This is a genomic window from Oceanobacillus sp. FSL K6-0118, assembly GCF_038006665.1.
Classification (GTDB): Bacteria; Bacillota; Bacilli; order Bacillales; family Amphibacillaceae; genus Oceanobacillus; species Oceanobacillus caeni.
Genome location: NZ_JBBOVR010000001.1, coordinates 3176701 through 3201745, shown reverse-complemented (window position 1 = coordinate 3201745; position 25045 = coordinate 3176701). Strand labels below are relative to the sequence as shown.

The 25045-nt window shown below is 33.8% G+C and carries 25 protein-coding genes, 16 tRNA genes, 1 rRNA gene, 2 pseudogenes and 2 riboswitches; of the genes and pseudogenes, 29 read left to right on the top strand and 15 right to left on the bottom strand.

The annotated features are described in order from the left end of the window. The first annotated feature begins 28 nt into the window (after positions 1 to 28). From rrf to MHI02_RS16220, 17 genes are all read left to right on the top strand, one after another. A 5S ribosomal RNA gene (gene rrf, locus MHI02_RS16300) occupies positions 29 to 143 on the top strand. Positions 144 to 273: 130 nt separating this feature from the next. Then, positions 274 to 348, top strand: a tRNA-Glu gene (locus MHI02_RS16295). A 68-nt stretch (positions 349 to 416) separates the two neighbouring features. After that, positions 417 to 492: transfer RNA gene (locus MHI02_RS16290), tRNA-Val, on the top strand. Positions 493 to 513: 21 nt separating this feature from the next. Continuing rightward, positions 514 to 590, top strand: a tRNA-Met gene (locus MHI02_RS16285). A 6-nt stretch (positions 591 to 596) separates the two neighbouring features. After that, positions 597 to 673: transfer RNA gene (locus MHI02_RS16280), tRNA-Asp, on the top strand. A gap of 3 nt (positions 674 to 676) precedes the next feature. Beyond that, positions 677 to 752 (top strand) — tRNA-Thr (locus MHI02_RS16275). A 15-nt stretch (positions 753 to 767) separates the two neighbouring features. After that, a tRNA-Lys gene (locus tag MHI02_RS16270) sits at positions 768 to 840 on the top strand. Between the two features lie 8 nt (positions 841 to 848). Next, positions 849 to 937, top strand: a tRNA-Leu gene (locus tag MHI02_RS16265). 8 nt (positions 938 to 945) lie between these two features. Then, positions 946 to 1020: transfer RNA gene (locus tag MHI02_RS16260), tRNA-Gln, on the top strand. Positions 1021 to 1124: 104 nt separating this feature from the next. Continuing rightward, positions 1125 to 1200: transfer RNA gene (locus MHI02_RS16255), tRNA-His, on the top strand. A gap of 15 nt (positions 1201 to 1215) precedes the next feature. Beyond that, a tRNA-Ile gene (locus tag MHI02_RS16250) sits at positions 1216 to 1289 on the top strand. 22 nt (positions 1290 to 1311) lie between these two features. Further along, a tRNA-Ser gene (locus MHI02_RS16245) sits at positions 1312 to 1404 on the top strand. Positions 1405 to 1424: 20 nt separating this feature from the next. Beyond that, positions 1425 to 1500: transfer RNA gene (locus MHI02_RS16240), tRNA-Phe, on the top strand. A gap of 26 nt (positions 1501 to 1526) precedes the next feature. Then, positions 1527 to 1600 (top strand) — tRNA-Gly (locus MHI02_RS16235). A gap of 11 nt (positions 1601 to 1611) precedes the next feature. Further along, positions 1612 to 1685: transfer RNA gene (locus tag MHI02_RS16230), tRNA-Ile, on the top strand. A gap of 60 nt (positions 1686 to 1745) precedes the next feature. Further along, a tRNA-Arg gene (locus tag MHI02_RS16225) sits at positions 1746 to 1819 on the top strand. Positions 1820 to 1829: 10 nt separating this feature from the next. Further along, positions 1830 to 1901: transfer RNA gene (locus tag MHI02_RS16220), tRNA-Asn, on the top strand. 31 nt (positions 1902 to 1932) lie between these two features. On the opposite strand, the gene MHI02_RS16215 is transcribed toward MHI02_RS16220, so the two are convergent. The 3 genes from MHI02_RS16215 to MHI02_RS16205 all read right to left on the bottom strand — a co-directional run bounded on the left by MHI02_RS16215 (position 1933) and on the right by MHI02_RS16205 (position 2982). Continuing rightward, the gene (locus MHI02_RS16215) at positions 1933 to 2154 is read right to left on the bottom strand and encodes a hypothetical protein (protein WP_060669266.1); all 222 of its coding nucleotides are present in this window, start codon (positions 2152 to 2154) and stop codon (positions 1933 to 1935) included. A gap of 125 nt (positions 2155 to 2279) precedes the next feature. After that, complete coding sequence (locus MHI02_RS16210; protein WP_204798822.1) at positions 2280 to 2477, bottom strand: hypothetical protein; 198 nt, start codon at positions 2475 to 2477, stop codon at positions 2280 to 2282. A gap of 106 nt (positions 2478 to 2583) precedes the next feature. Continuing rightward, positions 2584 to 2728: riboswitch (cyclic di-AMP (ydaO/yuaA leader) on the bottom strand. A gap of 38 nt (positions 2729 to 2766) precedes the next feature. Beyond that, positions 2767 to 2982: a hypothetical protein gene (locus MHI02_RS16205; RefSeq protein ID WP_275276488.1), complete on the bottom strand. Its 216-nt coding sequence runs from the start codon at positions 2980 to 2982 to the stop codon at positions 2767 to 2769. A gap of 688 nt (positions 2983 to 3670) precedes the next feature. Between MHI02_RS16205 and ssuE the strand changes: the two genes are divergently transcribed. Next, a complete protein-coding gene (gene ssuE / locus MHI02_RS16200; RefSeq protein ID WP_047183623.1) occupies positions 3671 to 4210 on the top strand; it encodes an NADPH-dependent FMN reductase in 540 nt (179 codons plus the stop codon). Positions 4211 to 4685: 475 nt separating this feature from the next. Here ssuE and MHI02_RS16195 read toward each other — a convergent pair whose 3' ends face one another. Continuing rightward, positions 4686 to 5048 carry a hypothetical protein gene (locus MHI02_RS16195; RefSeq protein ID WP_341166063.1) on the bottom strand — a complete coding sequence of 121 codons (363 nt, stop codon included), beginning with the start codon at positions 5046 to 5048 and terminating at the stop codon, positions 4686 to 4688. Between the two features lie 249 nt (positions 5049 to 5297). On the opposite strand from MHI02_RS16195, the gene MHI02_RS16190 reads away from it, so the two are divergent. The 3 genes and pseudogenes from MHI02_RS16190 (at position 5298) to MHI02_RS16180 (ending at position 6902) form a co-directional block, all read left to right on the top strand. Continuing rightward, complete coding sequence (locus tag MHI02_RS16190; protein ID WP_083452654.1) at positions 5298 to 5954, top strand: cysteine hydrolase family protein; 657 nt, start codon at positions 5298 to 5300, stop codon at positions 5952 to 5954. A 390-nt stretch (positions 5955 to 6344) separates the two neighbouring features. After that, positions 6345 to 6641: pseudogene (locus tag MHI02_RS16185) on the top strand (Uma2 family endonuclease); the annotation flags it as partial. 99 nt (positions 6642 to 6740) lie between these two features. Beyond that, complete coding sequence (locus tag MHI02_RS16180; RefSeq protein ID WP_165589225.1) at positions 6741 to 6902, top strand: hypothetical protein; 162 nt, start codon at positions 6741 to 6743, stop codon at positions 6900 to 6902. A 168-nt stretch (positions 6903 to 7070) separates the two neighbouring features. Here the strand turns inward: MHI02_RS16180 and MHI02_RS16175 are convergent, their stop codons facing one another. Together MHI02_RS16175 and MHI02_RS16170 are read right to left on the bottom strand one after the other, a co-directional pair. Continuing rightward, entirely contained in the window at positions 7071 to 7619 is a 549-nt protein-coding gene (locus tag MHI02_RS16175) for an ACT domain-containing protein (RefSeq protein WP_052771603.1), read from the bottom strand. A gap of 94 nt (positions 7620 to 7713) precedes the next feature. Continuing rightward, a riboswitch (SAM riboswitch) is annotated at positions 7714 to 7820 on the bottom strand. Positions 7821 to 8050: 230 nt separating this feature from the next. Further along, entirely contained in the window at positions 8051 to 9313 is a 1263-nt protein-coding gene (locus MHI02_RS16170; protein WP_052771644.1) for a transposase, read from the bottom strand. Positions 9314 to 9660: 347 nt separating this feature from the next. On the opposite strand from MHI02_RS16170, the gene MHI02_RS16165 reads away from it, so the two are divergent. From MHI02_RS16165 to MHI02_RS16155, 3 genes are all read left to right on the top strand, one after another. Next, entirely contained in the window at positions 9661 to 10098 is a 438-nt protein-coding gene (locus MHI02_RS16165; RefSeq protein ID WP_341166062.1) for a DUF4181 domain-containing protein, read from the top strand. A 554-nt stretch (positions 10099 to 10652) separates the two neighbouring features. After that, the gene (locus MHI02_RS16160) at positions 10653 to 10835 is read left to right on the top strand and encodes a hypothetical protein (protein ID WP_047184187.1); all 183 of its coding nucleotides are present in this window, start codon (positions 10653 to 10655) and stop codon (positions 10833 to 10835) included. Between the two features lie 623 nt (positions 10836 to 11458). After that, positions 11459 to 12091: a LysE family translocator gene (locus MHI02_RS16155; protein WP_047184186.1), complete on the top strand. Its 633-nt coding sequence runs from the start codon at positions 11459 to 11461 to the stop codon at positions 12089 to 12091. A 91-nt stretch (positions 12092 to 12182) separates the two neighbouring features. On the opposite strand, the gene blaI is transcribed toward MHI02_RS16155, so the two are convergent. Both blaI and MHI02_RS16145 read right to left on the bottom strand, forming a co-directional pair. After that, positions 12183 to 12566 (bottom strand): penicillinase repressor BlaI, encoded by a 384-nt coding sequence (gene blaI / locus MHI02_RS16150; RefSeq protein ID WP_047184185.1) that lies wholly within the window; start codon positions 12564 to 12566, stop codon positions 12183 to 12185. A gap of 40 nt (positions 12567 to 12606) precedes the next feature. Beyond that, positions 12607 to 14397, bottom strand: coding sequence for a BlaR1 family beta-lactam sensor/signal transducer (locus tag MHI02_RS16145; RefSeq protein WP_047184184.1), 1791 nt, complete (start codon positions 14395 to 14397; stop codon positions 12607 to 12609). A 370-nt stretch (positions 14398 to 14767) separates the two neighbouring features. On the opposite strand from MHI02_RS16145, the gene bla reads away from it, so the two are divergent. The 4 genes and pseudogenes from bla to MHI02_RS16125 all read left to right on the top strand — a co-directional run. After that, positions 14768 to 15697: a class A beta-lactamase gene (bla, locus tag MHI02_RS16140; protein ID WP_047184183.1), complete on the top strand. Its 930-nt coding sequence runs from the start codon at positions 14768 to 14770 to the stop codon at positions 15695 to 15697. Positions 15698 to 16054: 357 nt separating this feature from the next. After that, positions 16055 to 16612, top strand: coding sequence for a Uma2 family endonuclease (locus MHI02_RS16135; RefSeq protein WP_047184182.1), 558 nt, complete (start codon positions 16055 to 16057; stop codon positions 16610 to 16612). Positions 16613 to 17304: 692 nt separating this feature from the next. Continuing rightward, complete coding sequence (locus MHI02_RS16130) at positions 17305 to 17529, top strand: hypothetical protein (RefSeq protein ID WP_084824019.1); 225 nt, start codon at positions 17305 to 17307, stop codon at positions 17527 to 17529. A 318-nt stretch (positions 17530 to 17847) separates the two neighbouring features. Then, positions 17848 to 18102 (top strand): annotated as a pseudogene (locus MHI02_RS16125) (IS5/IS1182 family transposase); the annotation flags it as partial. Between the two features lie 562 nt (positions 18103 to 18664). Here the strand turns inward: MHI02_RS16125 and MHI02_RS16120 are convergent. The 7 genes from MHI02_RS16120 to MHI02_RS16095 form a co-directional block, all read right to left on the bottom strand. Beyond that, a complete protein-coding gene (locus tag MHI02_RS16120) occupies positions 18665 to 18907 on the bottom strand; it encodes a hypothetical protein (protein WP_047184181.1) in 243 nt (80 codons plus the stop codon). 1 nt (position 18908) lies between these two features. Then, a complete protein-coding gene (locus tag MHI02_RS16115) occupies positions 18909 to 19562 on the bottom strand; it encodes an ABC transporter ATP-binding protein (protein ID WP_052771639.1) in 654 nt (217 codons plus the stop codon). Beyond that, on the bottom strand, positions 19543 to 21231 hold the full coding sequence (locus MHI02_RS16110; protein WP_047184180.1) for a hypothetical protein: 1689 nt from the start codon (positions 21229 to 21231) through the stop codon (positions 19543 to 19545). Before MHI02_RS16110 ends, MHI02_RS16115 begins: the two co-directional genes overlap by 20 nt. Continuing rightward, positions 21228 to 21860, bottom strand: a complete 633-nt coding sequence (locus MHI02_RS18600) for a YIP1 family protein (protein ID WP_445668988.1) — start codon at positions 21858 to 21860, stop codon at positions 21228 to 21230. The genes MHI02_RS16110 and MHI02_RS18600 overlap by 4 nt, the downstream gene beginning before the upstream one ends. Before the next feature lie 15 nt (positions 21861 to 21875). Further along, positions 21876 to 22376 carry a stage II sporulation protein M gene (locus MHI02_RS16105; RefSeq protein ID WP_047184178.1) on the bottom strand — a complete coding sequence of 167 codons (501 nt, stop codon included), beginning with the start codon at positions 22374 to 22376 and terminating at the stop codon, positions 21876 to 21878. Between the two features lie 98 nt (positions 22377 to 22474). Then, positions 22475 to 22804, bottom strand: coding sequence for a putative cyclic bacteriocin (locus MHI02_RS16100; RefSeq protein WP_052771638.1), 330 nt, complete (start codon positions 22802 to 22804; stop codon positions 22475 to 22477). 761 nt (positions 22805 to 23565) lie between these two features. After that, complete coding sequence (locus MHI02_RS16095) at positions 23566 to 23928, bottom strand: transposase (protein WP_052771637.1); 363 nt, start codon at positions 23926 to 23928, stop codon at positions 23566 to 23568. A gap of 343 nt (positions 23929 to 24271) precedes the next feature. Between MHI02_RS16095 and MHI02_RS16090 the strand changes: the two genes are divergently transcribed. Continuing rightward, complete coding sequence (locus tag MHI02_RS16090) at positions 24272 to 24904, top strand: LysE family transporter (RefSeq protein ID WP_047184177.1); 633 nt, start codon at positions 24272 to 24274, stop codon at positions 24902 to 24904. The last annotated feature ends 141 nt before the right edge of the window (positions 24905 to 25045 follow it).

The following is a 25045-nucleotide window of genomic DNA, read 5'->3' as shown; positions in this document are numbered from 1 at the left end:
GATACAAATCCTAATTGAATATCAATTGTCTGGTAGCGATGGCGGAGAGGTCACACCTGTTCCCATACCGAACACAGAAGTTAAGCTCTCCAGCGCCGATGGTAGTTGGGGGTTCCCCCTGCGAGAGTAGGACGCCGCCAGGCAATAGATTTATTTCACAGTACCTTAATGGTAGAATATCGACTTTTAGTTGATTAGTTGTAGATTCAAACTTTAACTTTTGAAATCTACCTGTGAAATTATTTATTTGTCAATAATTGGTAAATTTTACCTGGCCCGTTGGTCAAGCGGTTAAGACACCGCCCTTTCACGGCGGTAACACGGGTTCGAATCCCGTACGGGTCACCATTTTCAAGAAAGGCATGTTAAGTACGCGACATCCTGTCGCAACACATGCACTGGTACTTCTGTGCGTCGGAGGATTAGCTCAGCTGGGAGAGCACCTGCCTTACAAGCAGGGGGTCACAGGTTCGATCCCTGTATCCTCCACCATTAATATTATCTAATAAATATCGCGGGGTGGAGCAGTCTGGTAGCTCGTCGGGCTCATAACCCGAAGGTCGCAAGTTCAAATCTTGTCCCCGCAACCAAATTATGGTTCGGTAGTTCAGTTGGTTAGAATGCCTGCCTGTCACGCAGGAGGTCGCGGGTTCGAGTCCCGTCCGGACCGCCATATGCCGGCCTAGCTCAATTGGTAGAGCAACTGACTTGTAATCAGTAGGTTGGGGGTTCAAGTCCTCTGGCCGGCACCATAAAATTACAAGTACGAGCCATTAGCTCAGTTGGTAGAGCATCTGACTTTTAATCAGAGGGTCGAAGGTTCGAATCCTTCATGGCTCATCACATCTGCCGGGGTGGCGGAACTGGCAGACGCACAGGACTTAAAATCCTGCGGTAGGTGACTACCGTACCGGTTCGATTCCGGTCCTCGGCACCATGAAGTATTGGGCTATAGCCAAGCGGTAAGGCATCGGGTTTTGATCCCGTGTATCCTAGGTTCGAATCCTAGTAGCCCAGCCAATTATTCGGGAAGAACTTAGTGGGCGAGAACGTATGGTTTATACCCGTGAAGATCATGGGTTAAATACCCTCTGCTGCTATCAGAAATACATAGTTATAAGATGGCGGTCGTGGCGAAGGGGTTAACGCACCGGATTGTGGCTCCGGCATTCGTGGGTTCGATTCCCACCGGTCGCCCCATTAATTATTTATGATGGACCCTTAGCTCAGTTGGTTAGAGCTATCGGCTCATAACCGATCGGTCGCAGGTTCGAATCCTGCAGGGTCCATTTGTAGAAACCATAATAACGTGGAGGTATACCCAAGTCTGGCTGAAGGGATCGGTCTTGAAAACCGACAGGCGGGTCAAACCGCGCGGGGGTTCGAATCCCTCTACCTCCTCCATACATAAGAGTAAATTAGTTGGCTCGGTAGCTCAGTCGGTAGAGCAACGGACTGAAAATCCGTGTGTCGGCGGTTCGATTCCGTCCCGAGCCACCATCTTATTTATAATATTGACACGATATGCGGGTGTAGTTTAGTGGTAAAACCTCAGCCTTCCAAGCTGATGATGAGGGTTCGATTCCCTTCACCCGCTCCATTATTGATAGTGGGCCTGTAGCTCAGCTGGTTAGAGCGCACGCCTGATAAGCGTGAGGTCGGTGGTTCGAGTCCACTCAGGCCCATTACTAACATATAAAGTGATTGGTGTTTCAAATTCCATACATGAGTATGTTAATATAAGTGCGCCCTTAGCTCAGCAGGATAGAGCAACAGCCTTCTAAGCTGTGGGTCAGAGGTTCGAATCCTCTAGGGCGCGTATAGATTATTCCACAGTAGCTCAGTGGTAGAGCAATCGGCTGTTAACCGATCGGTCGTAGGTTCGAATCCTACCTGTGGAGCCTTTTTATATTATTTGGAAATGAATTCAATTCATTTTTTTACTTCCCGAATCTCTTCGTATATTTCGGTTAATACAATAATTTCCTCAATTAATGGTTCGATACGGAATAGTACGTCATCATTAATGATTTCTTTAGCTTGAAATTCTATTCCTCTATATACATAGGAAGAAACGATTTGTGCTTTTATGTAAGATAATATTCGTTTTAACTGTTGTCCGACAATTAAGCAAAAGCCTGCAGTAACAACCATACTCATAATCTTCTTTAAAAGTCCTTTACAGATAATAAATCATATTTGTTTATCAATATCGCTTGAATGAATTCCTTATAATAACATCTGCATTCATTATTGCTTGAGTAATATATTTGTATCCTTCATATTCCATAATTACGGGCACCACTGAATTTTTCATAATCTGCGAGATGAATTAACTCTGTTTCCACATCGAATATTTTTATTACTGTTCTTGTTGTTGAACCAACAATCGAACTTAATAATATGACAACCTTTAGCAAGCTATAATGCCCAACTCTTATTGCACGTCCGGCTATGATTTTCGCACGGCCTCTCATTCTAGTACCTGATCCGATATTTTTAAACAAATTAAAACGTGTCTACAGGTTCATTCATTGTACATGATCTGTAGACACGTATTTTTTTGGACGCCACAAGCTTCACCATCCTTCTCCATAACGCTTACGAGGTTAGCTGTCGGATTCGGGCCATTGAGTAGCCCTACCTTTTTTAAAAAAGGATTCACCCCTTGGATTCCATTGAATCCAGATGGTTCCCCCGCACACAGAGGTTTCGGCGATTTAGAAATTGGAAACTTTGTTGGTGGTATAAGAGGATTTCTTTCTTTTAGGAAACTATGGCATGCAAGTAAGCTTCTTCGATTTGCTCTGAATCAAAGTCATTATAGTAAATCACTTCACTAAGATACTTGCACCCTTTCATATTCTTAAAAGCTTCATTTGCCTCTTCTTGATTATTAAACTCAAACATATGAATATCGTTTTGTTCATAAACAGTAATAACCCACATTAAAGTTCCCTCACTTTGTAATAATAATTTCACGTAAAATTTCCCAATCACTTCGCCAATAATGTAAAATCTTTCTTTATTTGATCAAACGAGGCCTATAAAATCATCCCTCCCATTAGTGAAAATGACATTTATCAATCTTACTGTAACAAGATGATCATTCAATTTCAAGCGTTATTTATGAAAAAGTAAATAACTACTATTGTGTATTATTGTACATCACTATGGTTAATTGGCTTATAAGGTTTTTGACAAATTTGTTAAAGTGCTTTATAGAAAATATACAATTGTTTTAAGAATTAAGATCACTTGAAGCACGGATTATCATTGTTAGTTTAGATACGGTAAATGGTTAATTTTATGTTCAGGGAAAATCGCGTTTAACGATTAGAAGACCCTGTTATAGAATTTCTCTATAAGTGAAAGGATAAAAAATTATAACCCATCCTATTGTTGTTAGTTTGGAAGAATGCTATACTTATATTCAATAGACAAAACCAAGTAAATTAATTAGTATACTTGTGTATGGTTCGAAAAAATAAAAAAAGTGGGTATAATGCCGCCGACGGGTTTTTGTTAAGTATATCAGTTTTAGACGAGCAATATGATGATTATAGAAAATGTTATCCTAATTTTAGAAGAAAAAGCTTTAGCAAACTATTAAACGTGGAATCCCTTTTTGACTAGGGATCCCACTTATCGAAAAGAAAGGGGAATGGGTGTGAGTGATATTGTCATTGTTTCGGGAAGTCCTTCTTCTATATCAAAATCGGAACGTATTCTTTATTATCTAGGTGACTTAGTAAAACAGGAAGGATTTTTGATTAAACATATATCGGTAAAAGGCGTGGATGCGAAGGACTTACTTTTTGGAAACTTCGAAAGCCCGGAAATTAAGGAGATTGCAAGACGATTAGGGAAAGCCAAAGGTGTTATTGTTGGGTCCCCAGTGTACAAAGCTTCTTACTCTGGTGTGTTAAAAGCATTATTTGATATCCTTCCGCAAGATGTTTTGCAAGATACTCCAGTACTCCCAGTAATGACTGGTGGCAGTCCGTCTCATTTATTAGCATTGGAATATACATTGAAACCCTTACTAGCATCGATGAAAGGTCAAAACCTAAAAGGACTTTATTTTCAGGACAGCCAGTTAGATATGACAAGTGACCATCTGATTGCTGACGAGTCCATGTTAAATCGTACGAATAAACAAATAGAATATTTCTTAGGGAAAATAAGACGGGAACAACCTGTTTTTTAATAAGGTCTACCATAACGGGTAAAAACGCGCAGAAAAATGAAGTGACCCCAAAAAGTTGGACATATTTATTTTTAAGCTGCTTGATGGACAAGAGTTCGGTATTGAACCGGACTTTTGCCTTTTAATTTTGACATCTGACATTCCTTTCCTTAGTTTTTTGGAAGAATGCCATTAGTAATTATCCCCAATACCCTGTTTAAAATGTTTACACATAAATATACTGCTATACAAACGATCATAAGAAAAATTATGTACTTAAAGATTATATTTGAAAAATACCCAGAAACCCAATTTCCTCCGTAGTTTATAAGAATGAAAGCAAAAAGGACTGCAACAAGATAGGAAGCCCCAACGCTAAAAATCTGAAACCATGTAAGTTCCTTTAAAATTTTTTATTTAAAAATGACATACATAATTATTATAATGGACAAAGTCGAAATTAAAATATCTTTCATAAGATTCCTTTACATAAAAGTCAATTTTTTATTTCTACTAAAATAGTGACAATGATACTACAAATGCTACTAACAGTACCCAAAGCCCCGATAACTATTATCGAAGTACTAGGAATCATAAAACCTACTGGAATAAGTCCTAAGAAAGTTAAAACTATAAAGACTTGATAAATAGTAGAAATAATTTTTACCGCAAGATTATTAAAAAATGATAAAATTAAAGGTGGTAAGAATAGTACTACGAGTATTCCTAAAGATATCCACAGAATGAATGGTTCATCGAAAGAAACAGTATTAGGACCGGTTGGATTTTTAGCAGCTAAAAATAAGGCAACAATAGCTAAAACCATAGTTAACAAAACCATAGAAACTCTTTTTACCATAACAAATACTCCTTTTAGATTTCTAGTATTTAAATATAAAACACTCCACTTCTCCTTTATTAAAAAGTACCATACCCTACTATGTTTATACGTATTTCAAATCAAAATGTTTCATTTACAGTCAAAATATCGTTATTGCACTTGAAATAAATAGAAACCTTTGAACCTATATATCAGAATATTTCCATTTATATAGTGCCATCCGGTACAATAAATATATATGACGAAGAAAAGTAAGGGGGAGGCCATTTGGATCTCAATAAAACCGCACTTTTATTAATGGATCTTCAAAAAGAAGAGGGAACTTCAGAAATTGAGGATATGGAAGGAATTCTTGATAACGCATCCGATCTTAGTGAGGACTGTAGAGAAAAAGGGATACCTATTATCTATACGCGACATATTAATCGTGCGGATGCAGTTGGACTCGCGGCTGGTGAACCGTTAAACGAAAATGGTGAACCAATTTATTACCATTCTAAGTCTAGTTCAATTGAAATTGTCGACGAAATTAAACCGGAACAAGGGGATATCATTATTGATAAACATAGGTACAGTGGGTTTTATGAATCTAATTTAGAACTGGTGCTTAAAAACCTTCATATTAAACATCTAGTCGTTGGTGGTGTTCTAACCGACTGCAGTGTGCTATCAACGGTAATGGATGCGTATTATCGTGATTATCAGGTAAATTTAGTGAAGGATATTTGTGGATCAACATCAGAAGGAGCTCACATGGCTTCCATTTTAATGATGGCCAATAGGGTATACAACCTACAAATCTATGATACAGACCAAATTAGGAAAATGCTGAATGATGAGGATTATGAAGTTTGGGAAACGGATGAACCAGATGAATTAAAATTCAATCCAGAAAATTTAAGAAAGACATTTTCAAAGCTGTAAAATAACAAGGGAAAGCAGTATGTAACAGGTTCAGTTATTATTAAAGTGATCTAAAGGAAGATGTTCAATGTTTTCGGTTATGATAATATGTTGATAGTATAAGCTGAAATGAAGGATTTAATGGTCATTCCGAATGAAAAAGAGAAATATTCATATGCCGATTATCTAACATAGGATGAAGGTAAAAGGTTTGGGTTAATTGATGGGGAACTTTTTATATGTTCCTGTCCCTTCACGTAGGCATCAACAAGTTCTCAGGGAATTATCTACGGCTTTTTCAGTCTTTCTCCAAGAAAAGGAATGCGAAGTATTTTTTGCGCCTTTCGATGTACGATTATTAGTGGATAACAAAGAGGACGATGATATAAATAATGTAGTCAACCCGATTTATATGTTGTAAGTGATCAAGAAAAGCTTGACGACAGGGGTTGTAATGGAGCCTCAGATATGATCATCGAAATACTTTTACCTTCATCTGTTAAGTTAGACCGTTGGAAGAAATATCAGCTTTACGAAAAAGCAGGAGTAAAAGAGTGTTGGATTGTTGATCCGGTTAACAAATCTGTAGAAATACATCTTTTAATTGGTAAACAATACAAATTTCAAGGAGTCTTAACAAAAGGTGATAATATTTCCGTTAATGTTTTAACAGGTTTGAAATTAGACCTAAATCAAATATTTGTATAGTCCTTGGACCGTTTCATAATTTCTGTCACGCGTACAAAGGTGGCAATAAGAGGAGATGCCCCCTGCATAGATGAATGGGATTAATGAGGAGGACAGATGATGGATAACCAATATTTTGTAGGATGGGGTACACTTGCTTTGATAAACGCTGCACTTGCACAAGGGAAGAATAGAACGGGATTAAACTGGTTTTTGCTCTCTCTTGTATTAGGTCCATTGGCAACACTAATTTTGTTATTTGTTGAAAAGAGAGAACAGTAGTACTAAAATGATAATCTCCAATACCTGTAAGAACAGATGAATATTCAAACCTTTTACAGGTTAAAGAATGTTTCAAATAAGAGTCAACAGTATAACAAAAAGGAAAAGGACCATCTAATAGTCAAAACACTGATTAATTAGATGTCCTATATTATCTAACACATATGATCAAACCGAAACACCAGCAAAAAATTCACGATGAAGAGCCGCAACAGCTTTTGGTTCATCATGAGCCTTTACACCTAATACTAAACTTATCTTGGATGAGCCATGACTCATATGTATCATTTCAATATTAATTTCTTTTTTTGCAAGAACATTCGCTGCTCTGGTAATATTGTCTACATTATGATTCATCTCTCCTCCAATTAGCATAATTAGCGCAAGATTACGTTGAATAGTCACTTTATCTGCTGAAAGCTCCGAACTAATCCTCTGAATCAGTTCACATTCTATCTCCTGATGTAATTGATTTTCATGTAAAATAAGGTTAATAGTATCGACACTAGACGGTATATTTCTGTAATAAAGTTGAAAATCCTCAAGCATCTGAAACAACTTTCTTTCAAACCCAACTTCTTTATTCATTCTATACTTGCTGACATAAATACTGCAAAAATTATTGTCACTAGAAATTTCAGCTATGGATGCGTTTTTATTTCCATCTACTAACGCTTTTGCAACTAATGAACTTTCACTATGTTTTTCATTCGCCATCGTATCAGCCCCTTATAGTCATTCACTTTTATACCAAAACACAAAAAGACCTCTTCTACATAAATAAGAAGAGGTCTTAAATCTTTCTGTCCTCCTCTTATCTTCCAGAAATTAATCTGCAGAAATTAGCACCTTTTCAAGAAAAAACTTGAAGGTTGCCGGGCTTCACAGGGTCTGTCCCTCCGCCACTCTTGATAAGAGTTATTAAATATTGGTTATTTAGCTATTTTGGAAAATATATCATAAATGTATTCCCCTGTCAATCCTAATTATCTTTAAGTTTACCTTTTTTTCCCCTATAAGAACATGTTTTCGTCATATTGAGATTCTTTAGGGAAAACTTTTTGCAGTTTCAATGAAGAAGCAAGTTTTTTCCAATACAAATAAACATACTACGCAGTATGTCTATTCTGACTATTCAATTAATTGGTCTAAAGTTGAAATGTTAGTTGTCGTGAATCTTTTGGCTTTTCTATGTATTTAAAATGTCGAATCCCATAAGCATCTTTTTTCAGTATGGCTTCCATTCCCGCCGAAAAACGATATAGAAACATCTTAATTTGATCCTTTGCCTTTATGCCCTTTGCCCGTTCAATCACACTATGAAAAAATCCATTTTGCTTTTCTATTTTCAGTGTCATAAACGTAACCATGATGGACAAGAGTAAAAACATTCTCTTCAGTCTGGGCAAGGTACGAACTCGAATATTCTCTAATTCAAATTCTTGCTTTTGCACGCGAAACATTTCTTCGATACGCCATCTAGTAATATAGGCTTTTAAAACAGAAATTACCTCTGCTTTTTTCTGGATTCGCTTATTTGTAAGCAGCACCATCGGCTCTTTGCCATATCCATACACAACAATCATCGTGAACTTTTTTCCCTTAAGCGAGGGGATTTCTACAGTAAGATGAGAGACTTTCAAATCATAGACGGTTCCCTTTATTTCAGAACGAAAATTGATTTTCCCTTTTCTTCTGATTGCCAAATCATGTACGGAGAACTTTTTATTCTGATACAATAAATTTCGATTTTTCTTCAACCGAATGATAAAGTTATTCTCCTGCTTGAGGATTTTTTTCATGACTTCTATATTGTCATACCCACGGTCCATGACGAAGGTTGCTTTCTTCTCGCCTAAAAGCTGATCTACGTAATCCAAGCCCTTGTATGTTTCATCATTCTCGCTGATAAATCCCTTTTCAGCAGATGAGTATAAATGAGAATAAACTGAAATCGGATGCTTTGTCCTCGGAGCCACGGCAATCATATTGGTTGTCCAGTATCCATTGCCAATTTTCCCTGTCGAACCATCTCTCACTTGCCCAAGAGCTTCCATTTTACAGGCGGTGGGTTTCACAATCTCAGAGTTATCTACCAGAATCAGATTATCTTCTTCTTGCAGGAAAGGTTTTATTAGTTCTTCATAGTTCTCCAACAGCTCGGTTGTTTCATGAAACTCATCCATACGATTGGAAAGTCGCTTGACGGTTTGTATCGTATCGATGGGCTCTTCTAGAGTGCGTGCAATGTTGGAAAGCAAAACAGATTTGCTTTTTGCCATGCCAAATAAAATATCTAGGATAAAGTTTTTATTGGGTTTTTGCATTCCTTCTGTCAATTTTGAAGAAAAATCATAAATGGAACGTTTAGTAGTGTAAATTGCCTGGCTAAATGTGTTATAATTGGTCATAGAAAAAGACTCCTTTTTATGCTGTATATTTTGTTTTGTCCAAATAAAATTTTAGCATATTTAGGTAGGCTTTTTCTTTTTAATTTCCAATAAATTACGTACATTTTGATTAAAAAAGACTAAAATAGGCATCGAAAAGTCCATTTATTAGGTTGAACTTTTCAATGCCTGTTTTTTGTTGGAAGTCAATCTTTATTTTTAGGTAAACTTAAATAATTATCTGATATGAATAAAGCAACTACAATAGGTGAGGTAAGTTAACTTTTTGAATAATTTAGGAAGTTCTATGTAATGATGGCAATTTTTATGTAAAATAAAAATATGTTATTAAGCAAACGTATGGGAGGATGGATGAATTTATGTATGGTGAAGAGCCTAACTTTTTGTTGAGATTTATATTGTTGTTAGCCATTGTAGGGTTTATATTGTTTTTGTTTCATACCATAATGAGAAATTGGCTAAAAGTTGAGAAAAGGAGAGGGAATTTATTTTCAAATAACTATTTCAATGAGAAGCATAAAAAAATAGATTGGACAATTAGAATTATTACAATAGTAATTATCTTATTTACCTATGTGATAACCATCATGAGAGAACCTATGGATAGAACTTATCCGTGGTTTATTATATTTATTCTGATTGGTATTTCAGAAATCGTTAGAGCAATTATGGAGCGAAAGTATGCGGAAAATCCGAATGAATATAAATTAACAATTAGTCAAGTAATATTTACTCTTATATTATTTTTAATTTTGTTCAAGACTGATTTTTTTGGGTTAATATAATACAGTTGGATAATCAAAAAAATTATATTAATTTAGTGAAGAGCCTTGTAGGGTTCTTTTTTCTTCAATTGACTCCATGAAAAAGTTGGCAGTTCCGTTTGTTTTAATAACAGCATTCGCATGGGTTGGGGCTATAATAAGTTCCGGCATCTTAGAATCATTACTTATTATAGTTGCCATTATTCTCAGTATATTTGCTCTCCCAACAGCTTGGACTATAATCACAATTTACAGGAACAAATGGAAGGTAGAAGGAAGAAAAGGATTAGTCCATTTAGTAAAAGCCATACCATCCCTTGTCCTATTACTATTGGCTATTCTTTTGTTATTTGTCGGTGATAGAGATCCAGATTCTGCAATTAACTCTTATCATATATAACAGCTGGAGTGATCGTACTTCCAATCCCTATTTGGATCATTATGTCCCTTTATCATAAGGTCCGAGGTAAGCAGGATAGTGTTAAATAACAATAAAGTTGTTTCCAAACTCCAGTCTCGGTATCAACAATCTAATATTTTGTTAAAGATAATTAAATAATCTAAGGAGGGTTCTTATGGTTAATAAATTAATATCATATTTTTATATTATTGTGGGTGTTCTGGTAGGGATTATAATTGTGAGTGCAATTCGACATGGGGAAATGAATTGGATGTATATTGGTAGGACAATTGCTATATCAGCTTTAGTATTCTTTTCTTTATTGTTTATCCGTATAGGAATTAAAAAAAGTAGGTAGTGAATAATTGGGCGATCCTTTTACATTGACTAGGAATTCAAAATGTAAATAATAAATTAGGATTCATTTTATCTTCCAAATACATCAGTGAATTAGTTATATTTATCCTACTCCCACCTTTATACGCTGCGTATTTATAAGGGGATTCTTTTCTTAAAGGACGCGCTAAACAAATCTCTATAATCTTTGTTCTTTAATAGACTTCTAAAGATATTCATATAATCTACCAATCTGCCTCTGATAAACTTTTCAGACTGAATTTCTTGTATTTTTATTGCATAAGATATAAAAATATTGCATGTATTTATAAACTCTTTCTCCTGAAGATTTAGATGTTAGTCCGTATGAAACGATTGCTACTATGGATCCACGTAGCAAATCAAATATAACATACATTAACTTGTAAATGAAACTCCATTTTGATTAATCTTTTTTCAAAATGGAGTTTTTGAAATTGGAGGCTAAATAAGGATAAAGGTAACTCTTCAGTTAATATTTATTCTGAAGCTACCAATTTGATTGAAAAAAGTCAAATAATAATTATAAAAGCAATTGCATAAATATACATGATTTTAAATTTTTATGATATGATAGTATTTACTTTTTATAGGGGTGTGAGGTTAATGGCATTATTCTTTACATATGTTATTGCGGGACTTGCTGTTGCAATGCCAGTAGGGGCAATTACGGTAGAAATGACGAAACAAGGTCTTAAAAACGGATTTATGCACGGTTGGGTTGTGGGGTTAGGTGGAATGACCATTGATTTTGTTTTAATTTTATGCCTTTATTTGGGGCTAGCCTCAATTTTGCAACTTCCTTTTATTCAAATTCCTATGTGGTTCATTGGTGCAATATTTTTGTTACTAATCGGATATGATTCCATTAAGAATGCGGACAAGGATATAACATTATCAGGAGAAAAACCGAAAAAATCATTATGGTCTACTTATCGTAATGGATTTCTTGTTGCCGTATCGCCAGGGAATATTGTTTTCTGGTTAAGTGTATTTGGGGCAGTACTAACCAACTCGTATAATGCGGCTGAGCCAGCCAACTTTTTAATTATCGCTTCAGGTGTTTTAACAGGAATTTTATTGCACGATATAGGGTTATTAACCATCGTGGCGACAACTAGAAAAGTAATGAGCCATTCCATGATTAAAGGGTTTTCTATCGTTGCAGGATTAGTATTAATTGGTTTTTCATGTTATTTTGTTTATCAATTTATTATGGCGATAACACATGTTATATAGAGATTCAGCGAAGGGAGCGATTACGGTACTAACCATAATCGCTCTTTTATCAGTATCTTATTTTTAAAAAAATATTACCTTGTCTTGCCCTTCATTTTTCTTTAGGTTTTTTGTCCAAAATGGAACGTAATTCTTTAATATCATCTTCTGATAAAGACTCTTCCTGAATGAACTGAACTAACATCGACTTTAAGGTTCCACCATAAATTCGATCAATGAAGGAGCGAGCCTTGGCGCGCTGACACTCTTCTTGTGAATAAAGTGGATAAAACGTATAGACTCTTTGATCTTTGTTGACACCAACTGCTTTTTTTTGAGTAAGACGATCTAAAAGAGTACGTATGGTTTTCGGCTTCCAATCTGTTTTTTCCTGTATGGAAGATATAACCTCACTAGCCGTTCTAGGAGACTTTTCCCATAGGACATGCATAATTTCCCATTCTGATTCTGAAATATTGGGGATTTTCTTAGTCAACCTGATTCCCCTCCTTCTTTTACATACATGTGAAATTCAATTATTCTCCAATTTCCTTAATGATTCCCTTATCTTTTAAAATAGATAATGTTATGTTTGCGGCCTTGCTTCCATAACTATTATCTTCATTTTGGATGTTGGTTGCAAAGAAAAATGTATTATTCTTCGTTTCTACATATCCAATAAACCAGCCATTTACATTTTTGCCATTAACATTACCAGTGCCGGTTTTTCCAGATAACCTTGCATCATCATATACCTCTAATAAAAGGGAGTCTTTTACAGTCTGGATATTGTTATCTTCAAAGCCAAACTGATTTGTATAAAACGCTGATAGTAATTGTACCTGTTCGATTGGAGATATCTTTAAAGAAGATTCTAGCCAATAGTCTGTTCTACCAGAAAGATCTTCATTTCCATATCTAATTTGTCTTAAATAAGTTTGGACGGTATCTTTTGGTATTCTTTGGTCCAATTCCTGAAAATACCAAGTTACCGAATTTTTCATAGCGGTTGATAAGTTTTGGTTTTTATTCCAAGGTTCATAAGGATAATGTTTTCCATTCCAATTGATTATAGAATGATCACCTGCTATTACTCCTGACTCTAATCCAAATAATGCAGTATAAATTTTGTAAGTAGAATTTGGAGAAACTCTTTTCATACTGTTATTTTTATTGTAAATGGTATAGTGATCAGCCTTCATATCGTATAATACAAAGCTTCCATCATAGTTAGAAAAGTATTCGTTGAAATCTTTATAAGTGGTATTTTCTTCACTGTTAAAATGATAAAAGCTTTTGTCATTGGACATGGCAGAAACAAATGGGACTTGACCAGCTACGAATACACCTATAAGGGCAAATATTGAAATACTTTTGAACTTTAAGCCCTTTGATTCCATCGTGAAAGATGCAATTTTTTCAATTCGTTTTTTGAGTTGCTCCTTGGGTCCATTAAACTGATTGGTCCAAGTAATATTCCTCGATCGTGAGGATAATTCCACAAAATTTATAATTGTATTCCCATAATCTACGTAACAATGCTCATCCAATGATTTTAAAACAGCTGCATCACAGGCAATTTCGCGATCTACCCTCATTTCCTTAAAAGCAATCCATACAAGTGGATTAAACCAGTAAATAATTTGATAAATGATGAGGATGAAGTTTGTTGCGATATCTTTATATTTGTAGTGATGTAGTTCATGCATAAAAATATATTGGATTTTTTCAAGTGGCATCCATTCGTCAAGCTGCATCGGCAACACCACATATGTCTTAAATATACCGAATGTCATTGGAGATTTGACAAGTGGTGATTCTCCAATGAATATCGGTTTGGAGATATGCAAACGATTCTTACACTGCTCAAATAAATGTAATACCTCTTGATTCTTTAGAACCGATGTTGTACTTTTTATTTTCTTTAACTTAACCCAGGCAAGTAGGGATAGAATAATCATGACTATCATGCCTATGATCCAAATACTTCCTAAAGTTATATTTAGAAAATCCAGGTCGAGTCGATGGACTGAGACTGTGAAGTCCTCCATCCAGTTTCCATTACTAAATCTTAAGCTTTTGTCGTTGTTGATAGATGAATCGATCATTCCGTTGTTTTGATTTACATCGAATGATAGAAAAAGATTTTCAAAATGAAATAGTTGTTTTGGTAAAAATGGTAGAGTTAACGCGATTAGCAATAAAAACCATAGATTGTACTGCCATTTCTCGGAAATGTGTTTTGAAAATAACCTTTTAATCAACATAATAACAGCTATAGTAATGGAGGACACGATAAAACATGTGAATATGTATACGAGGAACATTCTAATTACCTCCATTTTTTGGCAAATAGGAAAATATAAAGTTTTTTCCCATCAGTAGGTATTTGCATTTTAACAATTCATTAGAAGATTATCAATTAGTTATTGATTACCTAATATAGGAAAATGGAATAGAATACGAGATTAAAAGTCTTTAAAGAAAGTTTATGAAACAACTTGACACATATCGATTACAATTGTAGTATATGACTACAGGTGTAATCTGGAAAGGAGGAACAGGAGTTAATTTAGAAGAGTTGTAAGGAAGAAGATAGAACTAAGGTTAACAATAAAATCTTATTTAAAGTTTTAAGTCAAATTTGATTATTATTAAATCAAGATAGTGAATCTAAAATAGAAAGAGGTTATAGATATGGGAAAACGATTTGAATATAAATTCAGCATACATAAATTTACATTATGTATATTATTGCTTATGCTGATCACACTTGCGGCTTGCGCGGATAAGGAAAATTCAAAGGATGCCTCATCTAAGGAGGAGAAAGAAGAAAATCAAACAGCAAAAATAGATAATCAGTTTTCTCAACTCGAGGAAGAGTTTGATGCTGAACTTGGTGTCTATGCGGTTGATACAGAAACAAATCAAGCCATTGAATATCAATCGGAGGAACGTTTCGCCTTTGCATCCACGTACAAGGCGTTGGCTGCTGCTATTGTTCTGCAGCAGAATTCTATGGAAGAGCTTAATCAAGTTATCACTTATACTAAAGAGGATTTGGTTCCCTATTCTCCGGTGACTGAGAAACATGTAGATAGCGGTATGACCCTTTTAAACCTTGCTGAGGCAGCAGTTCGAACCAGTGATAATACAGCTGGAAACCTCTTATTTAATGCAATAGGTGGCCCTAAAGAATTTGAACAAACCCTAAGAGAGATAGGAGATAACGATACTCAGGCAGAACGATATGAACCAGACTTAAATCAATTCAGTCCGGAAGATCCTCGCGACACCAGTACTCCAAAAGCTCTTGCTACTAGTCTTCAAGCATTTGCATTAGGTGACTTGCTTCCGAATGAAAAGCGTGAACAGTTCACGGATTGGCTACAGGGAAATGCGACAGGTGATACACTGATTCGTGCAGGCGCACCAGAAGGATGGGAGGTTGGCGATAAGAGTGGAGCCGGAAGTTACGGAACGAGAAATGACATTGCAGTTGTTTGGCCACCAAACAGAGAGCCAATCGTCATTGCAATTATGTCCCGTCATGATACAGAGGATGCGACATACGATGATGCACTAATTGCGCAAGCTGCGAAGGTCGCTCTTAACGCCCTAAATTAATTTCGAAAAGTGGGATAGGAAAGTGTAATTGGTGTTGAAAATAAAAATAATTATCCCCTTTACTCAGAATAATGTACAAAATGAACATATGTTGGTCAATAATGGTAACAATACATTATTCTTAAGGCATGCGTTTCAAGTCCAAATACTTTTTACCTTAAAGATTTTTACAAAGTAATAAAGACGTTGACATATTTAAAAATATGGTACAGGAAAATTTGGATGATAAAAGGGACATTATGAAATGAATTTAAATAATGTTGTTTTAATTAAAAGATGACAAACTCTAATGGTCTGTTTTTACTTTAATCTTACCTGTATAATGAAAAGAAAAATGAAAAAAGGATGTGAGAATATATGAAGGAGATTGAAGTTAATAGGGAATATACGTATAAAGACATTAAAGATGAGGAAGGTCGCTGGGAAGTTATAGATGGAATTCCTTTTTTATTGGCTTCACCATCATACAAACATCAATCGATTGTTGGAAAACTCTATTTAGAGTTTTCTAATCACATGGAAAACGAAAAATGTACCGTAATATTGTCTCCATTTGATGTTCAATTTGATACAGAAGAAGAGGGGGATCATTCAAAAAAAACGGTACAACCAGATTTAATGGTCGTTTGTGATGAAAATAAAATAACTTCAAACAAAGTAAAAGGTTCACCGGATTTAATCATTGAGGTACTATCTCCTGGGACAGCTTTAAAAGATCGTAATCAAAAATATAGGCTTTATGAGGAATATGGTGTGAAAGAATATTGGTTAGTCGATCCAAGTAATAAAACAATTGAGGTGTTAGGACTAGAAAATGAAAAATATACACAAAGAAAGGTGTTTGGACCAGAAGATACGCTGGAATCAATTTTGTTCACAAACCTTCAATTTAAGTTAAATGGCATTCTTTCCTAGTGGATAAAGTGTCTATCATAAAAGAAATTTTAGGAGGAAGGTGAATTGGCGGTTTGTCCTTTGTATTTCACTTCCCGTCACAAGTAAAAAAAACTAACATATTCGCTAAAGGACGAGCGAATATGTTAGTTTTTTTTAAACCTTTATATTGTTGTTAGCCATTGTATGGTTTTTATCTTTTTTGTTTCATACCGTAATGAGAAGATGGCTAAACGTTGAGAAAAGGAAAGGAAGTTTATTTTCAAATAACTACTTCAACGAGAAACATAAAAAATAGATTGGACAATTAGAATTATTACATTAGTCGTTCTCTTATTTACTTATATCATAACCATCATTCGAGAACCTACGGATAGGATTTGGCTGTGGTTTATATATTTATTCTGATTGGTATTTGTGAAATCGTTAGAGCGGTTATGGAGCGATAGTATGCGGAAAATCCGAATGAATATAAATTAACATTTAGTCAAGTAATATTTACTATTATATTATTGTTAATTTTGTTCAGGACTGCAATTAGACTCTTATCATATATAACATCTGAAGTTATTGTACCTCCAGTCGCTATTTGGATCATTATGACCCTTTATCAAAGGCTCGAGGGAACGGGGGTAGAAATTAACGTTTAGACAGTGTATTGGAGTTAAGGTGATAGGAAGAGAGTGGAAGAAACGAAAACGGAGGGGGATTAAATGGAAATAGAGGTATCTGGTTTAAGCAACGGCTTAATCATGTTAGCTATTGGGGTAACCCTTATGGGATATTTTATAAGAAAAGGTTTACAGAATATGGGTCATCCAGAAAAAGATCAAGGCTATTATCTTTTTATAGAGGAAAGTGATTTGGAATTTTATCTTAACCTTGATAAAAACGAGATTGAGGAATTATTGAAAAAGTATCCCAACCCCCTAAGATAGAGTTATAAGGATAAATTTACTATCCTTTTAATCAGTTCATGGAGTGGGTTTCTTCAAATAAATTCCACAAATAAAGTGCTTATTTCCAGGGGATGTAAGTAATGAAGTTTTTAAAGAGACAGAGTGAATCAGAAAAAGTTTTTGAAACAATGGTGAAAAATCCAAAAACTCGGCTATGAGGAGTTGCAATAAAAATATGGAGAGGAAAAACTATTACCTTTAGCAAGTATAGTAAAATTATTATTGCAGCTGAATTTATGGATCAGGTTTCAAACGGGCAATTAGATAAAGATGAAGACAGCTATGAAGAGTAAACTTTTGCTTAAAGAAATTAATGAACGTATTCATCTTCCATCATTACGTTATCAAACAATGGATGCCGGCTATGACTATGAGCCGATATACTAACAAGTAAATCGAATGGGACAAAAATCTGTGATTGCATACAACAAATGTAGTGATTGTCCTTTGGCAAATGAGGGTATCTGCCAGAAGGTTTATAAAGTGAAAATCACGACAGATCTTCGAAGATATACCGCTCGAGCCCATGGATCACAAGCATGGAAAAACATTGTATGGGAAAAGTGAAAACGCTGTATATAATCAAATCTGCTTAACTCTTTTAATGAAAAACAAAATAGGCTATAAAGGACCCCTACTGGAAATGTGAAGTGGATACAAGATTGCTGGTCAATACCGATGACAACCTTTATTTCCAAAGTGTTCAGAGAGCCTAAACGCCCATCGGGAGGACGACAAAGGCTAGAACATGAACAGACTTTCGATGGTAACTTAGCACAATATGAATCAGGAGATGTTATGCACTTAGATGATCTAAATTACAATCCAATCATTAATTTAAAGGTAATATAAAATACTGAAAATGGATAAAGGGCTACCTTTAAAGCCTATTGTCCTTTTTTCCTTTAATCTGGATAGCTAATGATTGAAAATTCAATTAATATTATTTTGCTCATAAATCAAATGCTTGACTGGTGTGATATTTTTTTTGCAACGATAGTGATCAGAAATGGAAGAACATGAAATCGACGAGGTAAATATAACGGTTTTTCATTGTCTAAAAATATAAGATATTTCCCCATCTTAGTTAGGTCGTAAAAAAGTATTTGCTCAATTACTTTTTTTGTTTAACATTTTTCATTTTCCATATAATAAATGAAATTATTAAGTGTACAATGACAAACACAATACCAAACATAACAATTACTTTTGTATAACCCATAAAGGTAGCGACTCCATCTCGCTTAGCACCAAATAAATAAATAAAGAAAACAATAAAAATACTCACCCAAGTTGAGTATTGTGATAAGCCTCTTTTTAATAAATGTTTATAATGTGATAAGAAATTATGATACATACTATTCTAGCACCTCAATTTTATTGTTTTTTATTTCCAGAAAATTTGTGGCGATAGATCTTGCCAATCTATGATCATGAGTTGTAAATATGACCGTATTTTCTTGGATTATTTTTTTTACAATCTCTATTGTTTCTAAATCCAAAGTATTAAAGGGTTCATCTAAAATTAATAATTTGGGTCGATGCATTATGGAGGCTGCAATTTGAAATTTTCTTTTCATTCCACTTGAAATTTCACTGAGTAAAGATGATCTAAAACTTTCCATATGAAAAATGTCAATCACTTGATTAATACGTTTGTTTAAAGAGGAAATACCATATAGAGCTCCGATTAAAGCAAGATTATCTTCTACGGATAATGCCTCATAAAACATCAATTCTGTAGTCATATATCCAATTTCTTTCCGTGATTTAGGACAATCAAATAGCGATTTCCCACCATACAATACCGCCCCCGAATCGGGATGAAGTAGACCAGCCAAGATTTTTAATGTGGTTGTTTTACCCGCACCGTTGCTACCAATTAAACAAACCTTCTGCCCTTCCATAATTTCAAAATTAATCTCATTTAGGACCTTTTTATTTCTATATCCTTTGGAAACATTATCTACACGAACAATACAATCTTTGTTATTAAGAGATGTCACGCTCATTATATCGTTGCTCCTTTTTTAAAAGTATTATTTTAATTATGTAGAGTGATACACAAGTTATTAGCAAATAATTTATAGCACTAAAAAAGAATATGAAATTCGTAGATATATCTAAAAATATCAAGAAAATAACGGGTACTATAAAAACAAGTATAATTATTTGCCTGAATTGATATCCGATTTTATCTACTATTAAATTATCCTCGATAAAATCATCAACCTCTGAAAAATGCTGATAATTAAAATGTGGAAAAACAAATGAAGAAATTGTATTCAAATGTGGTGTAACCACAAAGTTAAAAATCACAAGCGACAAACCAAAAAAAAGTTCTTCCCAAGTTGGACTTAAGATTGGAACAATTATAAGAAGCATAACAAAGGATTCAAAGATTCCTAATACTCTTTGCATTTTTATTTTACGTTTGTAGAGTGAAAGAAAAGAAGTACCTGTTAATTGGTAAATATTAATTGCATGACGCTCACTATCAAAGCGTAGCAATCCAGGGAAAAGTTCTATACTTCCAAAGGCGTCCTTTGTTAAATTATTAAAAATCACATATATAACCAGCACCCAAATAAAACCATTTTGTGCTGTTAATTCTTTTGAAGCAAATGCTAACCCCAAAAAAATAAAGTTTGTATAATGAATATAGAAATAACTATAATGCATCTGTAATTGTTCGCGATTTTGAAAAAAATGTTTCCATTGAGTTTTCAAGAGTGGATCTTTTGTTAACTTTAAAAATAAGTTTTTAATGAGTGTTAGCCAGTCATTCTTTTGATTATTATTCACTTCCCACTCTTGGCGATACCATACACCCGCAATTTTTCTATAGACAATGCATCCAATTAAAATCGTTCCAATTAATAAAATAGCAGCAAATTTAATATCTAAAAAAAAGTTTAAAAAAGATAGATATAGACCTAATTGTGAAAATAACTGATTTGTAAATACCCCAACAACATTCCAAATAGAATGATTCTTTAATGAAATTTCTAAACTGTTTATAAATATAAATATTGCATTAAAAATTAAGAATGCACAAAAAAATGTTACAATAGATTTAAGAAAGGACATTAGTAAGCTATTCCAATAGTATCCTCTCTTGATATTCCTATATTTAATAAAACACAAATATCCAGTCACAGAGAAATGAAGAATTAGTATACATAGGCTTAATATTGCAAAATATAGCACGTAAATACTTATTGGAGAATCTATAGTAACAAGAAGTAAGACTAATCCTCCTAAAATAAATTGTAAGTATGACATAAACTCATAAATAAGAAAGTGGATTATCCAGTTTAACAAAAATAAGCCTCGATTTGTTAACGGCGCTAATCCAAACATTTGTTGATTAACAGGAAGTAGTAATTTCTGTGCAGCGCTAAATGACGTCAAAAATGGAGAAAATAGGAAAAGTGCACAATAAAAAAACCATAGTAAATTTTCCTGCTCCGGATAGAAATGATGAATTGTCAGTAAAAAGCTTCCTAAAGCTATTGACACCAATGCAAATTTAATAATAGCTGCAATTAAATAAAATAAGGAATCATTCTTCAAAAATTTACTAAAAGAACCCTTTTTTAAAAACTGATATAATTTTTCATTTTTTCTTCTAAGATGATACTTTAGATGAATCTTTGTTATAATTAAAACATTATTCATGAGATTACCACACTCAATAATTGCACAGTAATAAATATAATTATATAACCAGAAGTAAATAGTTGCGCTTGCCATTTTTTTAGTTTAACGACCTTTTTAACGAATAAATACAAAATAACGAATTGAAATAAAATAAAAGGATCTAATAATTGTAAAAGAGCAGCAGAGAAGCTATTTTCTGAAGCTAAAAAACTTAAATTTGTATATAATTGAATCTTTCCATTATTGACAAAGTAAGATATTAAGACATTCAAAAACATCATCATCAAACCAATCAAACTCATATAATATGTAGAAAAAATAACCTTCGAAAACTTCACCTCATATCTCATAAGTATAAAAATTATTTTAAAAATACATGCTAATACAAGGTATCCAATTAGCGAGTTCGTAATAAGAGTGATCAAAGCAATAGCAGTCAAAACAATTTGAAGACGGATTGAACTAATATTAATTTTAGAAAGTAAGTCCAAGATTTCCGAGTTTGACATGGAATCATTCGTTGTAAGTAATGAGTTGAAAACACATAAGATCGTAATACAGATTATTAGAAAAAATACAGGGGGATTTCTTTTTATATTTTCCAAATTATATATAGGTGCCTTAATATACGCGACTTTAGTGTGCATTTTCATTTTTTGCATTCATCCTCCCTCTATAAGTGCCGCCACTAAACATAAAAAAATACAGATTATTATTTGTACAGTCAAATTATATGATTTCTCCCAACTAAATTTCCTAACAAAAATAATTTGTCTCGCAATCTGAAATGAGATACATCCTGCATATAAAAAACCAATATTTTCTATCACTCCATGAGGAGCAATTGTAACTATAAAAGAGACTAATTCACTATTAATAATACTTTGGGCAAGTATTAAGCCAAAAACTATTCCATTAAAAAAAAGCAATAAAACTGCTGGAATTCCTAATAAAAATCCACCAAATATGATTATTAAATCAATTTTTACGTTATGAACAAAAATTGATTGCCATCCCCCCAAATCATTGTTGAAATTCATATCACCTATACTATAATTAAGTATTAAAGATAGAACTAGGGATAAAAGAATACCAATAAAATAAATTATACAGCTCCAGATAAATAAAGACCTGTTGTTAAGATTAAAGACTAATTTATCCATAAGTTCTCCTTTTTACATTTTTGGGAGGGAGCCCCTCCATAGATGTATGTATATCATGTGTGCAAAATCTGATTATGTTCGGAACTCCACTGTAAATATTAGAATTTAGCCGCAGATTTTATCCCGCGTTTCTTGACCCATTTAACCAACATACCTCTACCAAGAGCTGTAAGAGCCGCTGTAAGTGGACCACCTAAGGCAATTCCTACGACTGCTGCTACGGCGCTACCAATGCTAGCCCCTCCCATAATTACATTTAAAACAGAAGTTATTGTTGCAGTGTTAACTCCTGTCCAAGAGATTTTCCCTGCAATTTGCATAATAAGTTGACTTTGAACTAGACCAGCCACCATTAACGTTAATACAAGACCCATAATAAGCAACATATATGGCATGATCTGCATAAATCTATTTTGAGTATGTGTCATTTATTTCACCTCCCTTCAAATTATCAGATAACTGAATAGTAGCATTTGATAAGTGAATAATCAATACTTTTTTTAATCCAAATTGCCTAAATCTTTAAAAGAAATAATTAAATAGTTCTTTAAAATATTGTTAAAATATAGTGTTATAATTTAAAATATTGTTAAAATATAGTGTTATAATTTAAAATATGTTAGAATTATGCTAATATAATCATATATTTAATAATGTCAATCATATAGGAAGGAGAAAAGATGATAAATTTTATTTTAACAATTATTATTGCAGCGACAGCTTTTAGTGGTTTAATTGTTTTCAATCAGAGGAAAAAGAAAAAATAGTAATCATAAAAATGATATGCTACCTTAAGCTAGACAGATTAGTATACAAAAATCTGATTTAACTTTGGGCGGGAATTTTTTTAAAAAAAATGTAAAATTATAAGAAGCATCTTACAGGAAACTTTTATGAAAGTTATCCACTACTTCTCAGATCTGAAGCGGTAAACTTCGTTTCAAAACTACAGGGATGCATTCTGGCATGAGTACAATTTATGATTTTATTAACGTACATTTCGCATTTATAGGACTAGGTGGATTATGCTTAACTTCAAGGTCTAAGAGCCTCCAGAAAGTAATTCTGATCTCACCTCGACCTCAGAAGTAGTGGTAACTGTATTTGTTTTTTATGCTACTAAAATGATCTAGCCGTTTTTGTAGTACTAATCAGATACTTTAGTTTTTTGTTGATTTCTTCTAATATTTCATATTACTCTACTTTTGAAATAAATGGCTTTTTTTCGCGAAGCATTGCAAATGCTATCTTTAATAAACTTGTTTCCTAACGCAATAAATACTTTGCGAGCGTGTTTCCTTTTTTTTATTCTTGTGACAAATGCCTGTAAAACTTTGTTGTGCATAGCCGGGGAACAACCAAGATTATATATGATATAGCGTAAATGAGGTTTCCCTTGTTTCGAAATACGTCCAAAATACCTTTTTCCGCCACCCGATTGCTTTATGATAGGATTTGTACCTGCTTTTTTAATAATTTGCCCAGGATTCTCGTATTGAGAAACATCTTCTTCTTCACTATAAAGCTCAACAGCAGCTGTACTTACACCCATACCACGAGTAGATAATAGAAGCTTGCCCTACGTTTGAAGGAGGAGTGTTTCAATCTTCTGTTCGAATGAACTAATATTCCCGTTTAATCTTTCTAAATCTTGAAGCTTAGTTTTGAGTATGAGAAGTTCTGGCTTAAGCCTTTTAAGGGAGCGTGAAAGTGGCTTGGTCGGCCACATATAAAAGCTTTACAATCGTGGTCTTACGTAATTTTAAATTGTGCTCCTTGGAAAGCTTAAATTGGTTTCACCCTATTAAATAAACATAAAATAAATTGTATAAATATACATAACTTTAAATTTTTATGATGTGATAGTATTTAATTTTTATAGGGGTATGAGGTTAATGGCATTATTCTTTACATATGTTATTGCGAGACTTGCTGTTGCGATGTCAGTGGGGGTAATTACGGTAGAAATGACGAAACAAGGTCTTAAAAACGGATTTATACATGGCAAGGTTGTTGGATTAGGGGGAACAACCATTGACTTTGTTTTAATTTTAGCCCTTTATTTAGTGCTGGCCTCTATTTTGCAACTTCCTTTTATTCAAATTCCTATGTGGTTGATTGGTGTAGTATTTTTGTTGCTAATCAGGTATGATTCCATTAAGAACGTGGATAAGGATATTACATTATCAGGAGAAAAACCGAACAAATCATTGTGGTCTACTTATCGTAATGGATTCTTTGTTGCCATATCACCAGGGAATATCGTTTTCTGGTTAAGCGTTTTTGGAGCAGTGTTAACTAACTCGTATAATGCAGCCGAGTCAGCTAACTTTTTAATTATTGCATCAGGTGTTTTAACGGGAATTTTATTGCATGATATAGGACTATTAACGATTGTGGCAACAACTAGAAAAGTAATGAGCCATTCCATGATTAAAGGATTTTCTATCATTGCCGGGTTAGTATTAATTGGTTTTTCTGGTTATTTTGTTTATCAATTTTTTACGGCAATAATGGATGTTATATAAGTTGAAGTTATTCGGTAAAGGGAGCGATTACGGTGCAAAACTGTCCCTCTGTCTCATCTCCCAAATAAACTATTGATTAATTAAAAAAGTTGAAACTTTTACGATATGGTTACCGTATAAAGATAAGAAGGTCAAATTCAG